Origin of the sequence: Mycobacterium sp. 3519A (assembly GCF_900240945.1) — a bacterium.
Classification (GTDB): Bacteria; Actinomycetota; Actinomycetes; order Mycobacteriales; family Mycobacteriaceae; genus Mycobacterium.
Genome location: NZ_OESG01000013.1, coordinates 2,270,672 through 2,286,538 on the forward strand (window position 1 = coordinate 2,270,672; position 15,867 = coordinate 2,286,538).

Annotated in this window: 13 protein-coding genes; 7 read left to right on the plus strand and 6 right to left on the minus strand. The window is 66.8% G+C overall.

Translation table 11 applies throughout. From position 1 onward, the window contains the following. Positions 1-41: 41 nt before the first annotated feature. Together C1A30_RS18880 and C1A30_RS18885 are read right to left on the minus strand one after the other, a co-directional pair. Positions 42-2,009 carry a molybdopterin-dependent oxidoreductase gene (locus tag C1A30_RS18880; protein ID WP_101949682.1) on the minus strand — a complete coding sequence of 656 codons (1,968 nt, stop codon included), beginning with the start codon at positions 2,007-2,009 and terminating at the stop codon, positions 42-44. Positions 2,010-2,027: 18 nt separating this feature from the next. Then, the gene (locus tag C1A30_RS18885; RefSeq protein ID WP_101949683.1) at positions 2,028-2,858 is read right to left on the minus strand and encodes an alpha/beta fold hydrolase; all 831 of its coding nucleotides are present in this window, start codon (positions 2,856-2,858) and stop codon (positions 2,028-2,030) included. 66 nt (positions 2,859-2,924) lie between these two features. Between C1A30_RS18885 and C1A30_RS18890 the strand changes: the two genes are divergently transcribed. From C1A30_RS18890 to C1A30_RS18915, 6 genes are all read left to right on the plus strand, one after another. Beyond that, a complete protein-coding gene (locus C1A30_RS18890; protein ID WP_101949684.1) occupies positions 2,925-3,521 on the plus strand; it encodes a TetR/AcrR family transcriptional regulator in 597 nt (198 codons plus the stop codon). Further along, the gene (locus tag C1A30_RS18895; protein WP_101949685.1) at positions 3,512-3,817 is read left to right on the plus strand and encodes a hypothetical protein; all 306 of its coding nucleotides are present in this window, start codon (positions 3,512-3,514) and stop codon (positions 3,815-3,817) included. The genes C1A30_RS18890 and C1A30_RS18895 overlap by 10 nt, the downstream gene beginning before the upstream one ends. Before the next feature lie 71 nt (positions 3,818-3,888). Then, entirely contained in the window at positions 3,889-4,455 is a 567-nt protein-coding gene (gene ruvC, locus C1A30_RS18900; RefSeq protein WP_101950309.1) for a crossover junction endodeoxyribonuclease RuvC, read from the plus strand. Then, positions 4,452-5,039 carry a Holliday junction branch migration protein RuvA gene (ruvA, locus tag C1A30_RS18905; RefSeq protein WP_101949686.1) on the plus strand — a complete coding sequence of 196 codons (588 nt, stop codon included), beginning with the start codon at positions 4,452-4,454 and terminating at the stop codon, positions 5,037-5,039. The genes ruvC and ruvA overlap by 4 nt, the downstream gene beginning before the upstream one ends. After that, a complete protein-coding gene (ruvB, locus tag C1A30_RS18910; RefSeq protein ID WP_101949687.1) occupies positions 5,036-6,106 on the plus strand; it encodes a Holliday junction branch migration DNA helicase RuvB in 1,071 nt (356 codons plus the stop codon). The genes ruvA and ruvB overlap by 4 nt, the downstream gene beginning before the upstream one ends. Before the next feature lie 9 nt (positions 6,107-6,115). Continuing rightward, the gene (locus C1A30_RS18915; protein WP_101949688.1) at positions 6,116-6,502 is read left to right on the plus strand and encodes a DUF1304 domain-containing protein; all 387 of its coding nucleotides are present in this window, start codon (positions 6,116-6,118) and stop codon (positions 6,500-6,502) included. On the opposite strand, the gene C1A30_RS18920 is transcribed toward C1A30_RS18915, so the two are convergent. The 3 genes from C1A30_RS18920 to C1A30_RS18930 form a co-directional block, all read right to left on the minus strand. Beyond that, positions 6,499-7,299, minus strand: coding sequence for an MOSC domain-containing protein (locus C1A30_RS18920; protein ID WP_101949689.1), 801 nt, complete (start codon positions 7,297-7,299; stop codon positions 6,499-6,501). The genes C1A30_RS18915 and C1A30_RS18920 overlap by 4 nt on opposite strands. 79 nt (positions 7,300-7,378) lie before the next feature. Then, the gene (car, locus tag C1A30_RS18925; RefSeq protein WP_101949690.1) at positions 7,379-10,891 is read right to left on the minus strand and encodes a carboxylic acid reductase; all 3,513 of its coding nucleotides are present in this window, start codon (positions 10,889-10,891) and stop codon (positions 7,379-7,381) included. Positions 10,892-11,014: 123 nt separating this feature from the next. Beyond that, complete coding sequence (locus tag C1A30_RS18930) at positions 11,015-11,641, minus strand: maleylpyruvate isomerase N-terminal domain-containing protein (protein ID WP_101949691.1); 627 nt, start codon at positions 11,639-11,641, stop codon at positions 11,015-11,017. Positions 11,642-11,723: 82 nt separating this feature from the next. Here C1A30_RS18930 and C1A30_RS18935 point away from each other — a divergent pair, with 82 nt between their 5' ends. Continuing rightward, positions 11,724-12,404, plus strand: a complete 681-nt coding sequence (locus tag C1A30_RS18935) for a hypothetical protein (protein WP_101949692.1) — start codon at positions 11,724-11,726, stop codon at positions 12,402-12,404. Between the two features lie 91 nt (positions 12,405-12,495). On the opposite strand, the gene C1A30_RS18940 is transcribed toward C1A30_RS18935, so the two are convergent. Next, positions 12,496-15,837 (minus strand): LuxR family transcriptional regulator, encoded by a 3,342-nt coding sequence (locus tag C1A30_RS18940; protein WP_101949693.1) that lies wholly within the window; start codon positions 15,835-15,837, stop codon positions 12,496-12,498. Between the last annotated feature and the right edge of the window lie 30 nt (positions 15,838-15,867).

Sequence of the window (15,867 nt, forward strand, 5' to 3'; positions counted from 1 at the left end):
CACCTATGAGTTGACTGTGGCGGTGCTAGCTTGTCGCTGTGTCACGCCGGATACACGCTGACGGGAATCGCCGAATAGCGCGTCATCCCGGTCACTGCATCGATGTCGTCCTTGCTCGTCAACACGTTGACGTTCGCCCCTGCGTGGCCGTGCGGGACCGACACGGCGCCGCGGCGCATCGACGCGTCCACCCTGGCGATGCCGGTCATCTCACCGTGGTCCGTTCGCACGACCAACGCCTGATCGTCGGCGACGCCCGCCGCCGCGGCGTCGTCCGGGTTCAGCATGATCTCGGGGGCTTCGCCGAGGAACTCCAGCTGCGCGTTGAGACGCCGCAGTTGTCGCCGCGGCACCAGCATCAACGGAGCCGGCTCACGCAACGTGTGCAACTGCTCGACGAGCACCTGGGGCGCCAGCCGCCAGCCGCCCACCCTTTCGATGTGCCGGTCCACCCACTGTGCAGGTAGCTCGTGTTCGACGGCGGCCCAACCAGTTTCGACGAGGTCGTCGTAGGGCACGCGGCCGCCAGCGCCCAGCTGCGCAAGCATCGCATCGTCGCCGGCTGCGGTGTCGGCCAGATCGTGGCCGAGTCGGCGGCCGATCTCCGCCAACACCCACCACATCGAACGGCGTTGTCCCACAGGCTCAACCACGGCGTCGGTGTGCTGCGCCGACACCCGCGGACACAGGAAATCCCACAGCGTCACGTCGGGCCGCTCCAGTTGACCCTTCGTGGGCAGCACGTGCGTCGACAACGCCGTGGTCTCGTTCGGCAGGATCTCGGTGGTGGCCAACACGTCGAGCTTCGCCAGTGCGGGCCGCAGCGATCCGGCGTCGGGGAACGCGGTGAGCAGGCTGCCGCCGAGGTTGAGGAACGCGCGGATGTTGCCCGCGTCGATCTCGTCGGGCACCGCGGCGCACGGCCACTCCCGCAGAAACGCCTGCGTCTCGGGGCGGCTGCGCGGGCCTGGGCCGAACCGGCCCTCCGGCGGCGTGATCGGCAGGTCGAAGCTCTCGAGTTGGTAGCCGAACCCCGGATGGAACCACATCCCGCCGGGGCGGTTCATCGAATCGGTCAGCACCAGCAGCGCCCACGAAAGCCATTGCGTGACATTGGCGCTCGGAGACATCGTGACACCCGTGCCGGTGTCGACGGCGATGCGGCCTGCCCTGCGCACCGCGTCCAGCAACTGTTGCAGGTCGTACTCGGCGACATCGGCGACCGCCGCCGCATGCTGGGCGGTGAACGGATCGACCGCGGCCGCCAGCGCGTCGACATCCTGCGCGGCGGCCTTGACGCCCTCGCTCAGCACTTCCCGTACCAGATAGGCGAGCACCGCGTAGTCGGTGCCTGGCCGCGGCGCGAGGTGATGATCGGCCATGCGTGCGGTCTCGGTCCGGCGCGGGTCGACCACCCACACCTCGGCATGCCTGGCCAGATCGCGCATGACGCCGCGCGGATTCGGCATCCCGACGCTATGGCCATGGGAGACAACGGGATTGCTGCCGATGAAGATCGCAAGCGTGGCGTTGTCGTAGTCCGGCCTTGCGGTCAGCGCCGCCGAACCGCCCATCAGTTCCGACATCAGCACCTTCGCGGTGCCGTCAATGGTCAGCGGGCTGAACTTGGCGGGCGTGCCGATTGCAGCGTGCAACTGTTGCGCCACCCGGTAGCCGACCGCGTCCATGCCGACGCCGGTGCCGAAGTTGATTCCGACGGACGCGGGCCCGTATTTGTCGATGATCTGGCGTAGCCTGGCGCCGAGGTCGTCGAGGCAGGCCTCCCAGGTGGTGTCCTGCAGCGCGCCGTCGACCCGCATCTGCGGGCGCTCCAGGCGGTCCGGGTGGTGGTGAATCTGCGGCAGCGCACGGCCCTTCGGGCAGGTGTAGCCACGCGAGAACGGATGATCCCCGTCGCCGTGCACCGCGACCACCCGGTCGTCGTCGATGTCGACGAGGATGCCGCACACCGATGTGCAGACCCGGCAGAAGCTGCGCACCGTTCTCACGGTCGGAGAACGTTACTCTCAGCGGGTCAGGAACGCCCCGATTTCCCGCGCCGTCTGCTCGGGCTGATCCAGCATCACCAATACGTTGGCATCGTCGACGTAGCGCAGTGTGCCGCCGGTGAGGTCGGTCAGGCGTGCGGCGTGTGCGTCCGGCATCACCGGGTTGTGGCTCCACAACACCAGTGCGTCGCCGTGAAATTCGGACAGCCGCTCGGTGGCCCGGATCAGGTCTGCGTCGTCGAACTTGGTGCGGCAGTACTTGACGAGGTCGCGCCGGATACGGCTGTCGGCCAGGCCTGCCGCCAGCCACTGGTCAACGATGTCTTGGGGGACAGGCCTTTTCGCCATCTGGCCGAACATCAGCCACTGCCTGCGCAGCCAACCGATTCTGAGTTGACGCATCGCCAGCGACACCGTCATGGTGTTGCGACTGGCCAACCATGCGACCTTGCCGGGCAGGCCGGGCGGAAAGTTGTCGAACGCCTCCGACGGGCAGATCACCAGTTGCCCAACGCGTTTGTCGCGCCCCGCATCGGTCAGGAAGAGCGGCCCACCCCAGTCGGAAACCACCAGGGTCACGTCGTCCAGACCCACCGCATGGAGGAAGTCACCGACGATGTCGACCATCCCGCGCAGGGTCAGGTCGGCGTCCTCGCGCATCGGGATGCGGTGCCCGCCCAGTGGCAGCACCGGCAGCAGATAGCGGAAGCCGGGCGGCATCAGCGGCAGAGCCAGGTTCCACTGCGCGTCGTTCATCAGCAGGCCGTGCAACAGCACGACCGGGCGACCGTCAGGATCGCCCTCCTCGCGGTATTCGATCGTTCCGGCGGAAACCTCGACGGAGTTCATGTTGACCTTCCGGATTAGAACGTTGATTCTAGAACGTATGCTCTAGTCTGTGGCCGGGAGGCGAGAATGGCAAGGTCCACCAAGGAATCGATCCTGACCGCGGCGGCGGAGTTGATGCGGCACAAGGGCTACGGCGCGGTCGGCATGAAGGACATCGCCGAGGCCTCCGGCGCGCCGATCGGCTCGCTGTACCACCACTTCCGCGGCGGCAAGGTGCAGATCGCCCGTGAGGCGCTGATCAACGCAGGCGCCGCCTACGCGCTGCTGATCCCGTCGATCGTCGACGAGCACACCGACCTCGGTGAGGCCATCGACGCGGTGTTCACCCAGGCCGCCGACGACATGGCGGGCACGGGCTTCGCGAACATGTGCCCGGTGGCCAGCGTCGCCGCCGAGGTCGCCGACACCGTCGAGGAACTCCGCAAGGCCTCGGCGACCGTGTTCACCGCGTGGGTCGACGGCGGCAGCGCGTACTTCGCGTCGCGCGGTCTCGACGAGTCGCAGGCCCGCCAGGTCACCCTGTCGCTGATCGGTGCGCTGGAAGGCGCGTTCGTGCTGGGCCGCACGCTGCGCAGCACCGAACCGCTGCTGGCGGCCGGTCGCGCGCTGTCCCCGCAGTACCGCGGCGTCGCGCTGGCCGCCAAGATGTCGGCATGGCAGTAGTCGTAGACCCGCACGGTAAGGCCTGGTCGGTGCGCCGCGATTGGTGGCCGTTTCCCGGCGATCTACTGGACTTCACCGACCTGATCGAAATCGTCATCGGCCTGCTGTTCGTGGCGCTGTGGCCGTTCTGGCTGCTGACGAAGTTCCTCGGAGCCCGCTGGGTCGTCGTGATCGAGCGCGACGGCCACGAAGTGGGACGCGAACTGGTCCGCGGCGGACGCAAAGCGAAGGCGCGTATCAACGACATCGCCCTGCAGATCGCCAAGGGTGACCGTTCCGGCAGCTACACGATCTGATGCGTGTCTTCCCCGATCTCGTCACCGCATCCCGTTAAGCTCTCGAACAGGTGTTCACAGAAGGGGCTGACGTGCGTGTGATGGGAGTCGACCCCGGGCTGACCCGCTGCGGGCTGTCCGTGATCGAGGGCGGCCAGGGCCGCCAGGTCACCGCGCTCGATGTCGACGTGGTGCGCACCCCGTCTGACGACCCGCTGCACCGGAGGCTGCTCACCATCAGCGACGCCGTCGAATACTGGATGGACACCCATCACCCCGACGTGATCGCGATCGAGCGGGTGTTCTCGCAGCAGAACGTCTCGACGGTGATGGGCACCGCGCAGGCTGGCGGCGTAATCGCGCTGGCCGCCGCGAAACGCAACATCGACGTGCATTTCCACACGCCCAGTGAGGTCAAGGCCGCGGTGACCGGCAACGGCAACGCGGGCAAGGCGCAGGTCACCGCGATGGTCACCAAAATCCTTGCGCTGCAAGCCAAACCGACGCCTGCCGACGCCGCCGACGCGCTGGCGCTGGCCATCTGCCACTGCTGGCGGGCCCCGATGATCGCCAGGATGGCGGCGGCGCAGGCGCTGGCCGCCGAGCAACAACGTAAGTACAAGGCCACGTTGAAGGCCAAGGCGAAGGCGGCACGATGATCGCATCCGTTCGCGGGGAAGTCCTCGACATCGCACTCGACCACGTGGTGATCGAAGCGTGCGGCGTCGGCTACAAGGTGATGGCCACCCCGACCACGCTGGCGACGCTGCACCGCGGCAGCGAGGCCCGCCTGATCACCGCGATGATCGTGCGCGAGGACTCGCAGACGTTGTACGGCTTCGCCGATGCCGACGCGCGTGATCTGTTCCTGACGCTGCTCGGGGTGTCCGGGGTGGGCCCGAAGATCGCGCTGGCCACGCTGGCGGTCTACGACGCGCCCTCGCTGCGGCAGGCGTTGGCCGACGGTGACGTCACCGCGCTGACCCGGGTGCCGGGCATCGGCAAGCGCGGTGCCGAGCGCATGGTGCTCGAACTGCGTGACAAGATCGGCCCCGTGCATGCGTCGGGCGCCGTGGCGCTCAACGGTCATTCGGTGCGCGGGCCGGTGGTGGAAGCGCTTGTCGGCCTTGGCTTTGCCGTCAAGCAGGCCGAGGAGGCCACCGACAAGGTGCTGGCCAACGAGCCGGAGGCCACCACGTCCAATGCGCTGCGGTCGGCGCTGTCCATGTTGGGTAAGAAGTGAGCCGGTTCGAAGACCCCGAATTTTCGGAGGAACCCGAGGACCGTGAGGTCTCGCCGGCGCTGACCGTCGGCGAGGGCGACATCGACGCCAGCCTGCGGCCGCGGACACTGCGCGAGTTCATCGGACAACCGCGGGTGCGCGAGCAGTTGCAACTCGTCATCGAGGGCGCCAAGAATCGCGGCGGCACACCGGATCACATTCTGCTGTCGGGTCCGCCGGGTCTCGGCAAGACGTCGCTGGCGATGATCATCGCCGCCGAACTCGGTTCGTCGCTTCGGGTCACGTCGGGTCCGGCGCTGGAACGCGCGGGCGATCTGGCCGCCATGCTGTCCAACCTCGTCGAACACGACGTGTTGTTCATCGACGAGATCCACCGCATCGCCAGGCCCGCCGAGGAGATGCTGTATCTGGCCATGGAGGATTTCCGGGTCGACGTGGTGGTCGGCAAAGGCCCCGGCGCCACGTCGATTCCGCTCGAGGTGGCGCCGTTCACCTTGGTCGGGGCCACCACCCGCTCCGGCGCGCTGACCGGGCCGCTGCGCGACCGGTTCGGCTTCACCGCACACATGGATTTCTACGAGCCGGCCGAGTTGGAGCGGGTGCTGTCGCGGTCGGCGGGCATCCTCGGCATCGAGTTGGGCGCCGACGCGGGCGCCGAGATCGCCCGCCGCTCGCGCGGCACCCCGCGTATCGCGAACCGGCTGCTGCGCCGCGTCCGTGACTACGCGGAGGTGCGTGCCGACGGCGTGATCACCCGCGACATCGCCAAGGCGGCGCTCGAGGTGTACGACGTCGACGAGCTCGGCCTCGATCGGCTCGACCGTGCCGTATTGTCCGCGCTGACACGTAGTTTCGGTGGCGGCCCCGTCGGGGTGTCGACGCTGGCCGTCGCGGTCGGCGAGGAAGCCACCACCGTCGAAGAGGTGTGCGAGCCGTTCCTGGTACGCGCGGGCATGGTCGCCAGGACACCGCGCGGGCGGGTCGCAACCGCCCAGGCGTGGACGCATCTCGGCATGACACCGCCCAGCGGGGTCAACGGCCTGGGTCAGGCCGGACTGTTCGACTAGGAGGCGGAATTGTTCTATGCCGGTTTGGTTTTCGCGGGTCTCGCGGCCCTGCTACACGTGTACATCTGGGTGATGGAGTCGCTGACCTGGACGTCGCCGCGCACCCGCGCAACGTTCGGCATCTCTGCAGAAGAAGCGGCGGCCACCAAGGAACTGGCGTTCAACCAAGGGTTCTACAACCTGTTCCTGGCGATCGTGACGGGCACCGGCCTGGTGCTCGCGGTCGCCGACCATCACGACGCCGGGTTGGCGCTGATCTTCGCAGGCGCAGGGTCGATGCTGGCGGCGGCCGTTGTGCTGCTGGTGTCGTCACCGGACAAGGCGCGTGCGGCGATCACGCAGGGGATCCTGCCGTTGATCGCGGTCGTGTTGGTCGGGCTGTCCCTGGCGCTCTAGTCCAGGCGCACGGGGTCGCCGGTCCGGATCTGTCCGTCGTCGAGGACTTCCAGGTATGCCCCGGCGCATGGCAGCACTCCGAGCCCCGAGGTGTCGACGCGGTTCTCGGCCGCGGGCGTGCGAAGCGCGTGCGGGGCGCGCGGTAGCGGGCCGTGTTCGAGCGTGGGTATCGCACAGCGAGGCGTCGCGCCCATCACCCGCATCCGCACCCCGCCCACCGTCAAAATGCGGTCGGTCCAATCGTTTTCGGCGTACGCGGGAAACCCGGCGGGGGTCTCGATCACGATGTTCGGGCGGTAGCGCAGCGATTCGGTCCCGATCCGCTCGACGGTGGCGGTGGTGATCGCGTGCAACGGGGCCAGATCGGTGAACGAATCACCCGGCGTCGCCTGACCGATCTCCAGCAGCGGCGCGTCCACTTCGGCATCCTCGCCGAGGTCGAGCACTTGGTCTGGATCCGCGCGTTCCAGCGCGGCTCCTTCCGGCCGGTGGTCCACCAGTCGTACCCGCCGGTGCAGCAGCGCGGACAGCGCGTCGTCGGCGCCGTCCTGATCGGTCGCGGTGGTGACACCGTCGGGCAGCGCGATGCGCACCCGGCCGTCGACAGTGCTGGCGTGGCATTGCAGCAGCGCCCGCCACAACCGGGCCTGCTTGGCGCTGGCGACTCTGCCGGTGGTTTCGTCCAGCAAGGCGAACCGTCGGTCGCCCTCGGCGCCTCGTGGGTCGACCGACAAGGTGGTGACGGTCTCGCCGAGCATCGATTTGACCGGGTAGCGGTGCAGGCTTCCGACGTGCATGACTACGACATATACCCGACAGTGCGGTTTCTCGCGCGAAGAGGGCGGAGCGCGCGAGAATCCGCACTGCCGAGCGGGATCAGAGCAGTCCGAGCAGCTGCAGATCGGTGATGTATTTGACGATGACGTCCCGCGACACGTGCGGAATGTCTTTGTCGGGACCGATTTTCGCGTCCTGCACGGCGGTGCGGAACCGGTCGGTCGGGGCGATGGACCCGCGGATCGGCGGCTGCGGATGCTGATAGTTGTGCAGCAGCGGAAGCAGCGAGGCCTGGCGCTGCCGCTCGGGCAGGGCCCGCATCGCGGTGTCGAAACGCTGCAGCCAGCCGGCGTAGTCGCCGACCCGCCGCACACCGAACCCGGCGTCGATGAGCCAGTCGACGTACTCGTCGAGCCCGATGCCGTCGTCGTACGGGTTCATCACGTGATACGTCTCGAACCCTTCGGTGACGTGCACCCCCAGCGTGGAGATCGCCTCGGCGATGAACTCCACCGGCAGGCCGTCGTAGTGCGCCCGTTGCCGGTTGCCCTCGGCGTCCAGTTCGTAGAACGAGTCGGGCGCGATCCCGGTGGCGACCAGGCTCAGCATCAGCCGGGTGAACATGTCGGGCACGTTGAGTTGGCCGGCGTAGGTGGTGTCGGCGAGGATCATGTCGCAGCGGAACACCGAAACGGGAAGGCCGCACAGGTCGTTCGCCTCGCGCAGCAACACCTCACCCGCCCACTTGCTGTTGCCGTAGCCGTTGGCGTAGGTGTCGTCGACCTTGCGGGTGGCGCTGTAGACGCGCACGTCGCCGTCCTCAGTGAACTGGCCGGGCTCGATGCCCGCACCCACACCGATCGTCGACACGTAGATGTACGGCTTCTGCTTCGTGGTGAGCGCGATGCGGAGCAGTTCGGCGGTGCCGACCGCGTTCGGCCCGAACAGCTGGCTGTACGGCAGCACGTGGTTGACCAGCGCGGCGGGGTCGACGATCAGGTCGACGGTGTCGGCCAGCCGCTGCCAGGTTTCCTGATCCAGGCCGAGGTTGGCTTCACCCTTGTCGCCTGCGATCACCTCGAGGTGGTCGGCCGCCAAATCCTGGTAGTGGCGCAGCAATTCGGCGTCACCGCTGTCGAACGTCTGGTCCAGCCGGTCACGCGCGGCGGCGTCGTCCTTGGCGCGTACCAGGGCGATCACCTTGCCGTCGACCAGGTCCATCCGTTCCAGCCATTCCAGCGCCAGATAGCGGCCCAGGAATCCCGTTGCGCCGGTGAGCAGTACGGTGCGCACCTCGCTGCTGGGGCCTGGCAGTGACGGCGCTGCCGACAGGGTCTTCGCGTCGATGAACTTGTCCAGCGTCAGATCACTGGCGTGCACCTCCGCGGCGTCTCGGCCGTGCACCGATGCGAACGTCGGCCGCTTGCTGCCCGGTTGCCGTTCGGCCTCGATGTAGGCCGCCAGCGCAGCCAGGTCGTTGGCGGGGCTGACGATCACGCCGACGGGCACCTCGATGTCGAAGATCTCGTGCAGCAGGTTGGCGAATGTCAACGCCGACAGCGAATCTCCACCCAGATCGGTGAAGTGCGCGTCGGGCGCCAGGTCGCTTGACGCGGCGCCGAGCAGCGCGCCTGCCGCGCGGCTGATCGTCTCAAGCACCGGACGATCGGCGCCATTGCGGCGCAGCTCCCGCAGTTCGTTGGCCTGGCTGTCCGCCAAGTCCGTGTAGAGCTGTTCAAGTCGGTCGCGGTAGTGCTCCTTGACCTTCGGCCGCGCGAGCTTGCGGATACCGGTCAACAGCCCGTTCTCGAGCGTGAAAGGTGTTGTCTCGATGATGAAGTCGCGCGGAATCTCATACGACTGCAGGTTCGCGGCCCTGGCCACGTCCTGCAGGGATTCGCTGATCAGCGGCTTGAGCTCGTCTTCGGACCAGCGTGCCAGCGCCTCCGGGGTGGGCACGATCACGGCGAGCAGATACGACCGCGCACTGTTGCCGTAGACGAAGATCTGCCGCACCAGCGGGCTATCGCCGAACACCGCCTCCAGCTTCGCCACCGTGACGAACTCGCCCTGGGACAGCTTGAGCACGTTGTTGCGCCGGTCCACATACTCCAACTGGTCGGGACCCAACTCGGCGACGATGTCGCCGGTCCGGTAGTAGCCGTCGGCGTCGAACACCTCCGCGGTGACCTCGGGCCGCTTGTAGTAGCCGGGGAACATGGTCTCGGACTTGACCAGCAGCTCGCCGCGGGGATACGGGCGGTCGGTGCTGAAGTAGCCGAGATCGGGCACGTCGACCAGCTTGTAGTCGGTCACCGGCGGGCGTTGCACCTGACCGTCGACGAAGACGGCGCCGGCTTCCGTGGAGCCGTAGCCGTCCGTCAGATGGAGGTCCAGCAGCGATTCGACGAACGTCTTCATCTCGTCTGAAATCGGCGCCGATCCGGTCATCGCCGAAACGAACCGTCCGCCAAGGAGATTCTGGCGGAGGTCGGCGAGGACGTCGGCTTCGACCGCCCAGCGGTCTGCGCCGTCGGAAGCGCGCTTGTCGACCTCGCTCTGGTAGTGCTGATACACCATGTCCCAGATGCGCGGGACGAAGCTCAGCTGGGTCGGGCGGACCAACGCCAGATCCTCGAAGAAGGTCGAAAGATCGCTTCTGGCAACGAAATACCCGGTGCCGCCCGCGCCGAGGGTGGCGTAGAGGATGCCGCGGCCCATCATGTGGCTCATCGGCATGAAGTTCAGGGTGATCGACGGCGTGGCGCCCTTGTTGCCCCACATCGCCGTGGTGGACCGGCGCCACGAATTCTTGACCGCGCTGGTGAGGTACATCGCCCCCTTGGGGGTGCCGGTGCTGCCGGAGGTGTAGATGAGCAACGCCAGGGCGTCGTCGTCGCCGGAGTCGAAGGACGGAGGTGACGACAGCGCACGGCCGCGGGTCATCACATCGGCCAAAGTCTCGATGACAACCGGAGTTTCGGCGAGTCGAGCGGTCGCGGCTGCGAGCGCCTCACGATGGTCGTCGGATTCGGCGTGGTAGTCGAACACCACCAGTCGCTCCGGCAGATGGCCGGTGAGCATGAGTTCGACGGCGTCGTCGAGGAAATCGACACTCGACGCGATTGCCACCGGTTCGGTCTCGGCCGCGATGGGCCGCAGTTGGGTCACCGGGGCACTGGTCTGGAGCGGCACCGAGACGGCGCCGAGATGCAGCAACGCCATGTCGATGGTGGTGTAGTCGATGCTGGTGAACCCGAGGATCGCGACGCGGTCGCCCGGTTGCACCGGGCTGTGCGTCAACGCGGCGGCGACGGCGTTCACGCGGTCGGACAACTCGCGGTAGGTGATGGTGTCGAAGCGGGGGAGCAGCGACACCGAGGTGCGACCCGTCGCCGGGTCGGCGACGAACTCGACGGCGCGCTGGCCGAGCGCCGGGCGGTCGGCATAGCCGTCGAGCACGGTCCGCACTATCTGGGGCAACCGCAGATCGGACGCTTCGATCGCGTGGGCGACGGACTCGCTCGGTCGAGCGTCGGCGAACTGCTGGTCAGTGGCATATAGATCGGAGATGCGGCTCTCGAGCCGCTCCTCCTGGGTAACAGTCGACATCAGTAATCCTCAGCAAATCGCAGGAAGTGTTGGCGCAACACCGCGCCTTATTGAAAATACGTTAGCGGAGCTAACATTATTCCGCTGTGAGCTGTCAGTTCCCTGTGAACGCTGTGAACGGCGTCACCGGATGGCGGGAACGGCGGCGGCAGGCGCTGAGCGTCCTGCGAGCACCTCGACGGCGTCGACAGGATCCGGGACCGCGATGAGCAGATCGCGTGTCGCGGTCAGCGCTTGCGGTGACGGCGTGATGCCGCCGACAGCGTCGGCGAGGTCGAGCATGTGCACGGTCGCTTCCATCAGCGCGACCTCGGCCACTACGGCCAGCGTCGTGCTGCCCGCGACGGGATAGGTGATCGTGGTGTGTGCGGACATCGGTGTGGCGCACAGGATTTCGGCTGACTCGAGGAACCGGGTCACGGCAGCGTTCGGCGTCAGCTCTGCCGCCTCGGTCGCCGCGCGTTCGGCGATCGCGCCCGCCGAGGTGTGGGCGATGCCGCCGGGAGCGTTGAAGCGGCGCAGCAGCTCGGCGGCGTCGGTGACGGCAGCCGGTCCGTCCGTGCGAGCCGCCACGAGCGCGTCGAACATCGCGCGGTCAGGGCAGACATGCGCCACCGGACCCTGCACGTCCCACGGCTGACATCGCGTTACGGTCGCCCATTGGTCCGTGGTGAGTTCGGCGCACCGGCGGGCCCATCGCTGCCAGGCATCGGCCAGAGTGTCGCGAACGGCATCCTCGTCGAGGCGCATCTGCCCAGCCTATCGGCGGAGATATTGACGGTTATGCAGGCGTCGACGGGGGTATCCGCCCGAAAGACTGAGGAGGAAAGCCATGACTGACACGCGTGTTCGGCCCCGCGGTGGGCGGATGACGATGCCGCGGAGCCGCGGCGCGATGAGCGGGTTCCTGCTGATGTTGTTGGGCGTGTGGGGGGCGCTCATCCCGTTCGTGGGGCCGTACTTCGATTTCGCGTTCACGCCGGACCAGGAGTGGTTCTGGACGACGCAGCGAGGGTGGCTGGAGGTGCTGCCCGGCGCCGCGACGGCGCTTGGCGGTCTGCTGCTGCTCGTATCAGGTAATCGCGCGACGGCGATGTTGGGCGGTTGGCTGACGGTGCTCGCGGGCGCCTGGTTTGTCGTCGGACGCGCGCTGGCCGGGCCGTTGGGCATCGGTGACGTCGGCGCCCCCGCGGCGAGCACCGAGACCAAACGGGTGTGGTTGGAGCTGGCCTACTTCTACGGCCTCGGCGCGCTGATCATCTTCCTCGGCGCTCTGGCGCTGGGCAGGTTGTCGGTGCGCAGTGCGCGCGACATTGCCTACGCGCAACGTGACGTCGCCGCATACGACGAACGGCCGGTGGCCAACTACAGCGACGCCGGTGCGGTTGCGGCCCCTCCGCCCAATGACGAGGTGACGCAGATCCAGCCGACGGGCACCACAACCGCCGAACCGCCGCGCCGCGGTTGGCGAAGTATGTTCTCCAGCGGCGGACATAGGCCAGCACACCGCTAGTTGCGCGCCCCAAATCCCAGCGAACAGACGCAAAGTGACCCGACACGCCGAGAAAAAGGGGCACTTTGCGTCTGTTCGCGCAGGGGAGAAGTCAGCCCCGGTAAGCGACCGGGGGTTCGGTTCGGCGCACAGCTTCCTGGGCCAGTTGCACACGCGAGGTGAGCCCGACCTTGTTATAGACGTGACGCAGATGCGACTGCACTGTGCGCGGTGAGACGAAGAGCCTCGCGGCGATGTCTTTGTTCGGCAGTCCTTCGCCGACCAGGCGCACGACGTCGAGTTCGGTCGGCGTGAGTGAGTCCCATCCGCTCGACGGCCGCTTGCGTTCGCCCCGGCCCCGGAGCGCGTAGGCGATCGCCTCGTCGGTGGACATGGCGGCACCTTCGGCCCAGGCCGCGTCGAAGTCGTTGTTGCCTAGCGCGTTTCGTAAGGACGCGACGGTGGCATCGTGATCGGCGTCGAAGATCGGTAGGCGAACGGATCCCATGCTGGTCCGCAGGGCGTCGGCCGCACCCAGTAACCGACACGCTTCATGATTCCTGTCTGCTCCGGATGCCAGTTGTGCCAACCATTCGAGAGCGTCGGGGATGTGCAACTTCGCATCTGTGTCGGCGGCGGAGGCGAGTCCCGCGTGCAAATCGGCTTCAGCGAGCCGTGAATCGCCGAACGCCATCTTGATCCGTCCTCGTATCACAAGTGCGACAGATATCCAGCATCCTTTCGCCGTCGTGAGGACGGTGTCGACGAGGCCAAGCGCCGTCGTGCTTTCACCGGCGCCCAGCGCCGCAAATGCCAGCCAGAAGGCGTTCACCGAGTTGTAGAGATTGGTGATGGTCGGCAGCGCCTCCTGGCAGGCGTCCCAAGCGGCCGCCACGTCGCCGGCGGCGAGGTGGGCGAGGGCGATATTGGGTAGGCAGGCGCTCTCGAAGTATTCGCCGATCTCCGGTGCGCCCTGACACGACGCGGCGATCGCGCTGCCGGCGCCGACGGCGTCTCCCAGGAACGACAGAATTATCGACTCGGACATCAGCCCCGTCATCTCGGAAAGAAGATCGCGGGTGTCCCTGGCCTCCCTTTTCACCGCGCGTGCTTCCGCGAGGGCCCCCGCAGGGTCGCCGACGAACAAGCGTGCGCCCGCGATGTAGATGCCCCATGCATTCGTCGTCAGTCGGTCGCCGATGCGTCGCGCGAGTTCACGTCCTTCGCTGGCGGTGAGCACGCCCTGTAGATCGCCGGTGACGAAAAGCGCCCGATAGGACTGCCTTTCGAGCACCTGGCTCAGCCGCCACAGATCTCCGCAATCTCCCGCCAACTCGGCCGCCTCGACGAAGTACGGCGCAGCCGCTTCGGCGTCGTAGAGGACGACGCATCCGCGAGCCACCAGAGCGCGGATCAACAGTGCATGGTCTCCAATGTCGCGGGCAGTGGTCAACGCCTCGTCGACCCGTTCGATGTTCGGCGAATGCAGCGATCCGTACCAGGAGTCGAGTAGCGCTTTGTCGGCGAAACCTCTCACGCGCGCTGTCGGCGACGCAGAGTTGGCCGCGGCTTCGTCTTCGAGTACCGCATCGATCCACGCCAGACCTTCGCGAATGCGGCCCTGCTGCAACCACAACGGCTGCAGGAACGATGCGAGCTCCAAAGCTTCAGTCATCTCGCTGTTTTCGTAGCTCCACGTGTAAGCGGCGCGGAGATTGTCCATTTCGACCAGCGCGTGAGCTATTCGCTGTTGGTGGCCGCTGGTTGCGGGAGCGTCCAGCGCCTTCGCCACAGCCTGGTAGTGATCGCGGTGTCGACTGCGAACCGCGTCGGCCTCGCCTGACTCGCCGAGCTTCTCCAACGCGTACTGACGGACCGTCTCCAACAATCGATACCGGGTTCTGCCACTGGCGCTTTCGGCGACTACCAGTGACTTGTCGACCAGCAGGCTGAGCTGGTCTAGCACCTGAAATCGTTCTACCTCCGTAGCGCCCGCGACGGCTTGCGCCGCGTCCAGGGTGAAACCGCCCATGAAAACCGACAATCGCCGGAACATAACGCGTTCAGGCTCTGTCAGAAGCGCGTGCGACCAGTCGACGGATGCGCGCAAAGTCTGCTGCCGCCGCACGGCAGTGCGTGCGCCGCCCGTCAGAAGCCGGAACCTGTCGTGCAAACTGTCGACTATCTCCTCGAGCGAAAGCGCGCGCACTCGTGCCGCGGCGAGTTCGATGGCCAGCGGCATGCCGTCGAGGCGGCGACAGATTTCCGTCACGACGGCTCGGTTGGTCTCCGTGACGCTGAAGTCCGGTCGGGCGCGACGCGCCCGATCGGCGAACAACTCGATAGCCTCACTATCTAGAGATAGCGACGGCACTTGCCAATTCACCTCGCCGGCCACCATCAGGGGTTCACGACTCGTCGCGAAAACAGCGAGATTCGGGCAGCCGGCGAGCAGATCATTGGCCAGTCCCGCGCATGCCGCCAGGAGATGCTCACAGTTGTCCAACATGATTAACATTCGTCGATCACGGATGGAGCGAAGCACGGTCTCGGTGATCGAACGGCCGGGCTGGTCCGGTAATCCCAACGTCCGGGCGACAGTCAGCGGGACGACCTCGGCGTGGGTCAGTGGGGCGAGATCCGCGTAGCAAACGCCGTCGGGGAACGCTTCCGTCAGCTGCGCTGCAACCTCGATCGCCAAGCGGGTCTTGCCAGCGCCGCCCGCGCCGGTCAAGGTCACCAATCGGTTTTCAACCACGATGGACCGAATTTCGGCGACCTGGGGTGCGCGACCGACGAAGGTGGTCAGCTGTCTCGGGAGATGTTGCCTCACAGTAGCTTTCGCACTGCGCAGTGGCGGAAAATCGTTGCAAACATCGGGATGGCACAGCTGCGCGACGTGCATTGGGCGGGGCAGATCGCGCAGCGGATGACTGCCGACATCAGTCAGCCACGCGTCTGCGGGCAGCCTGTCTTCCACCAATTCCTGTGTGGCAGATGACAGTACGGTTTGGCCACCGTGCGCTAAATCGCGCAGTCGTGCCGTCTTGTTGATCGTCGAACCCGCGTAGTTGCCCTCGTCGCGCAACTGCACTTCACCGGTGTGCAAGCCGATGCGCAACTTGATCGGTGCCAAAGGTGACCGCTGCAGTTCCAGCGCGCAGGCCACCGCGTCACTGGCCCGCGCGAAGGCCGCCACGAAGCTGTCCCCCTCACCCTGCTCGACAGGTCGCACGCCGCCGTGTTCGGCGATCAGTTGCGATGCGGTCCGGTTCAGTTGCTCGACCGCGGCCGTCATCGCCGACGGCTGTGACTCCCACAACTGCGTGGAACCTTCCACGTCGGCGAGCATCAGCGTCACCGTTCCGGTCGGCAACAACTCCGTCACATCGAGGTCGCTCCAGTCCGTTTCGCTCACACTTGCCACGATGCGGTCCCGGACCCCCGGGAACATCCGCCGTATGGCGCATTTTTCCCGGTAAGA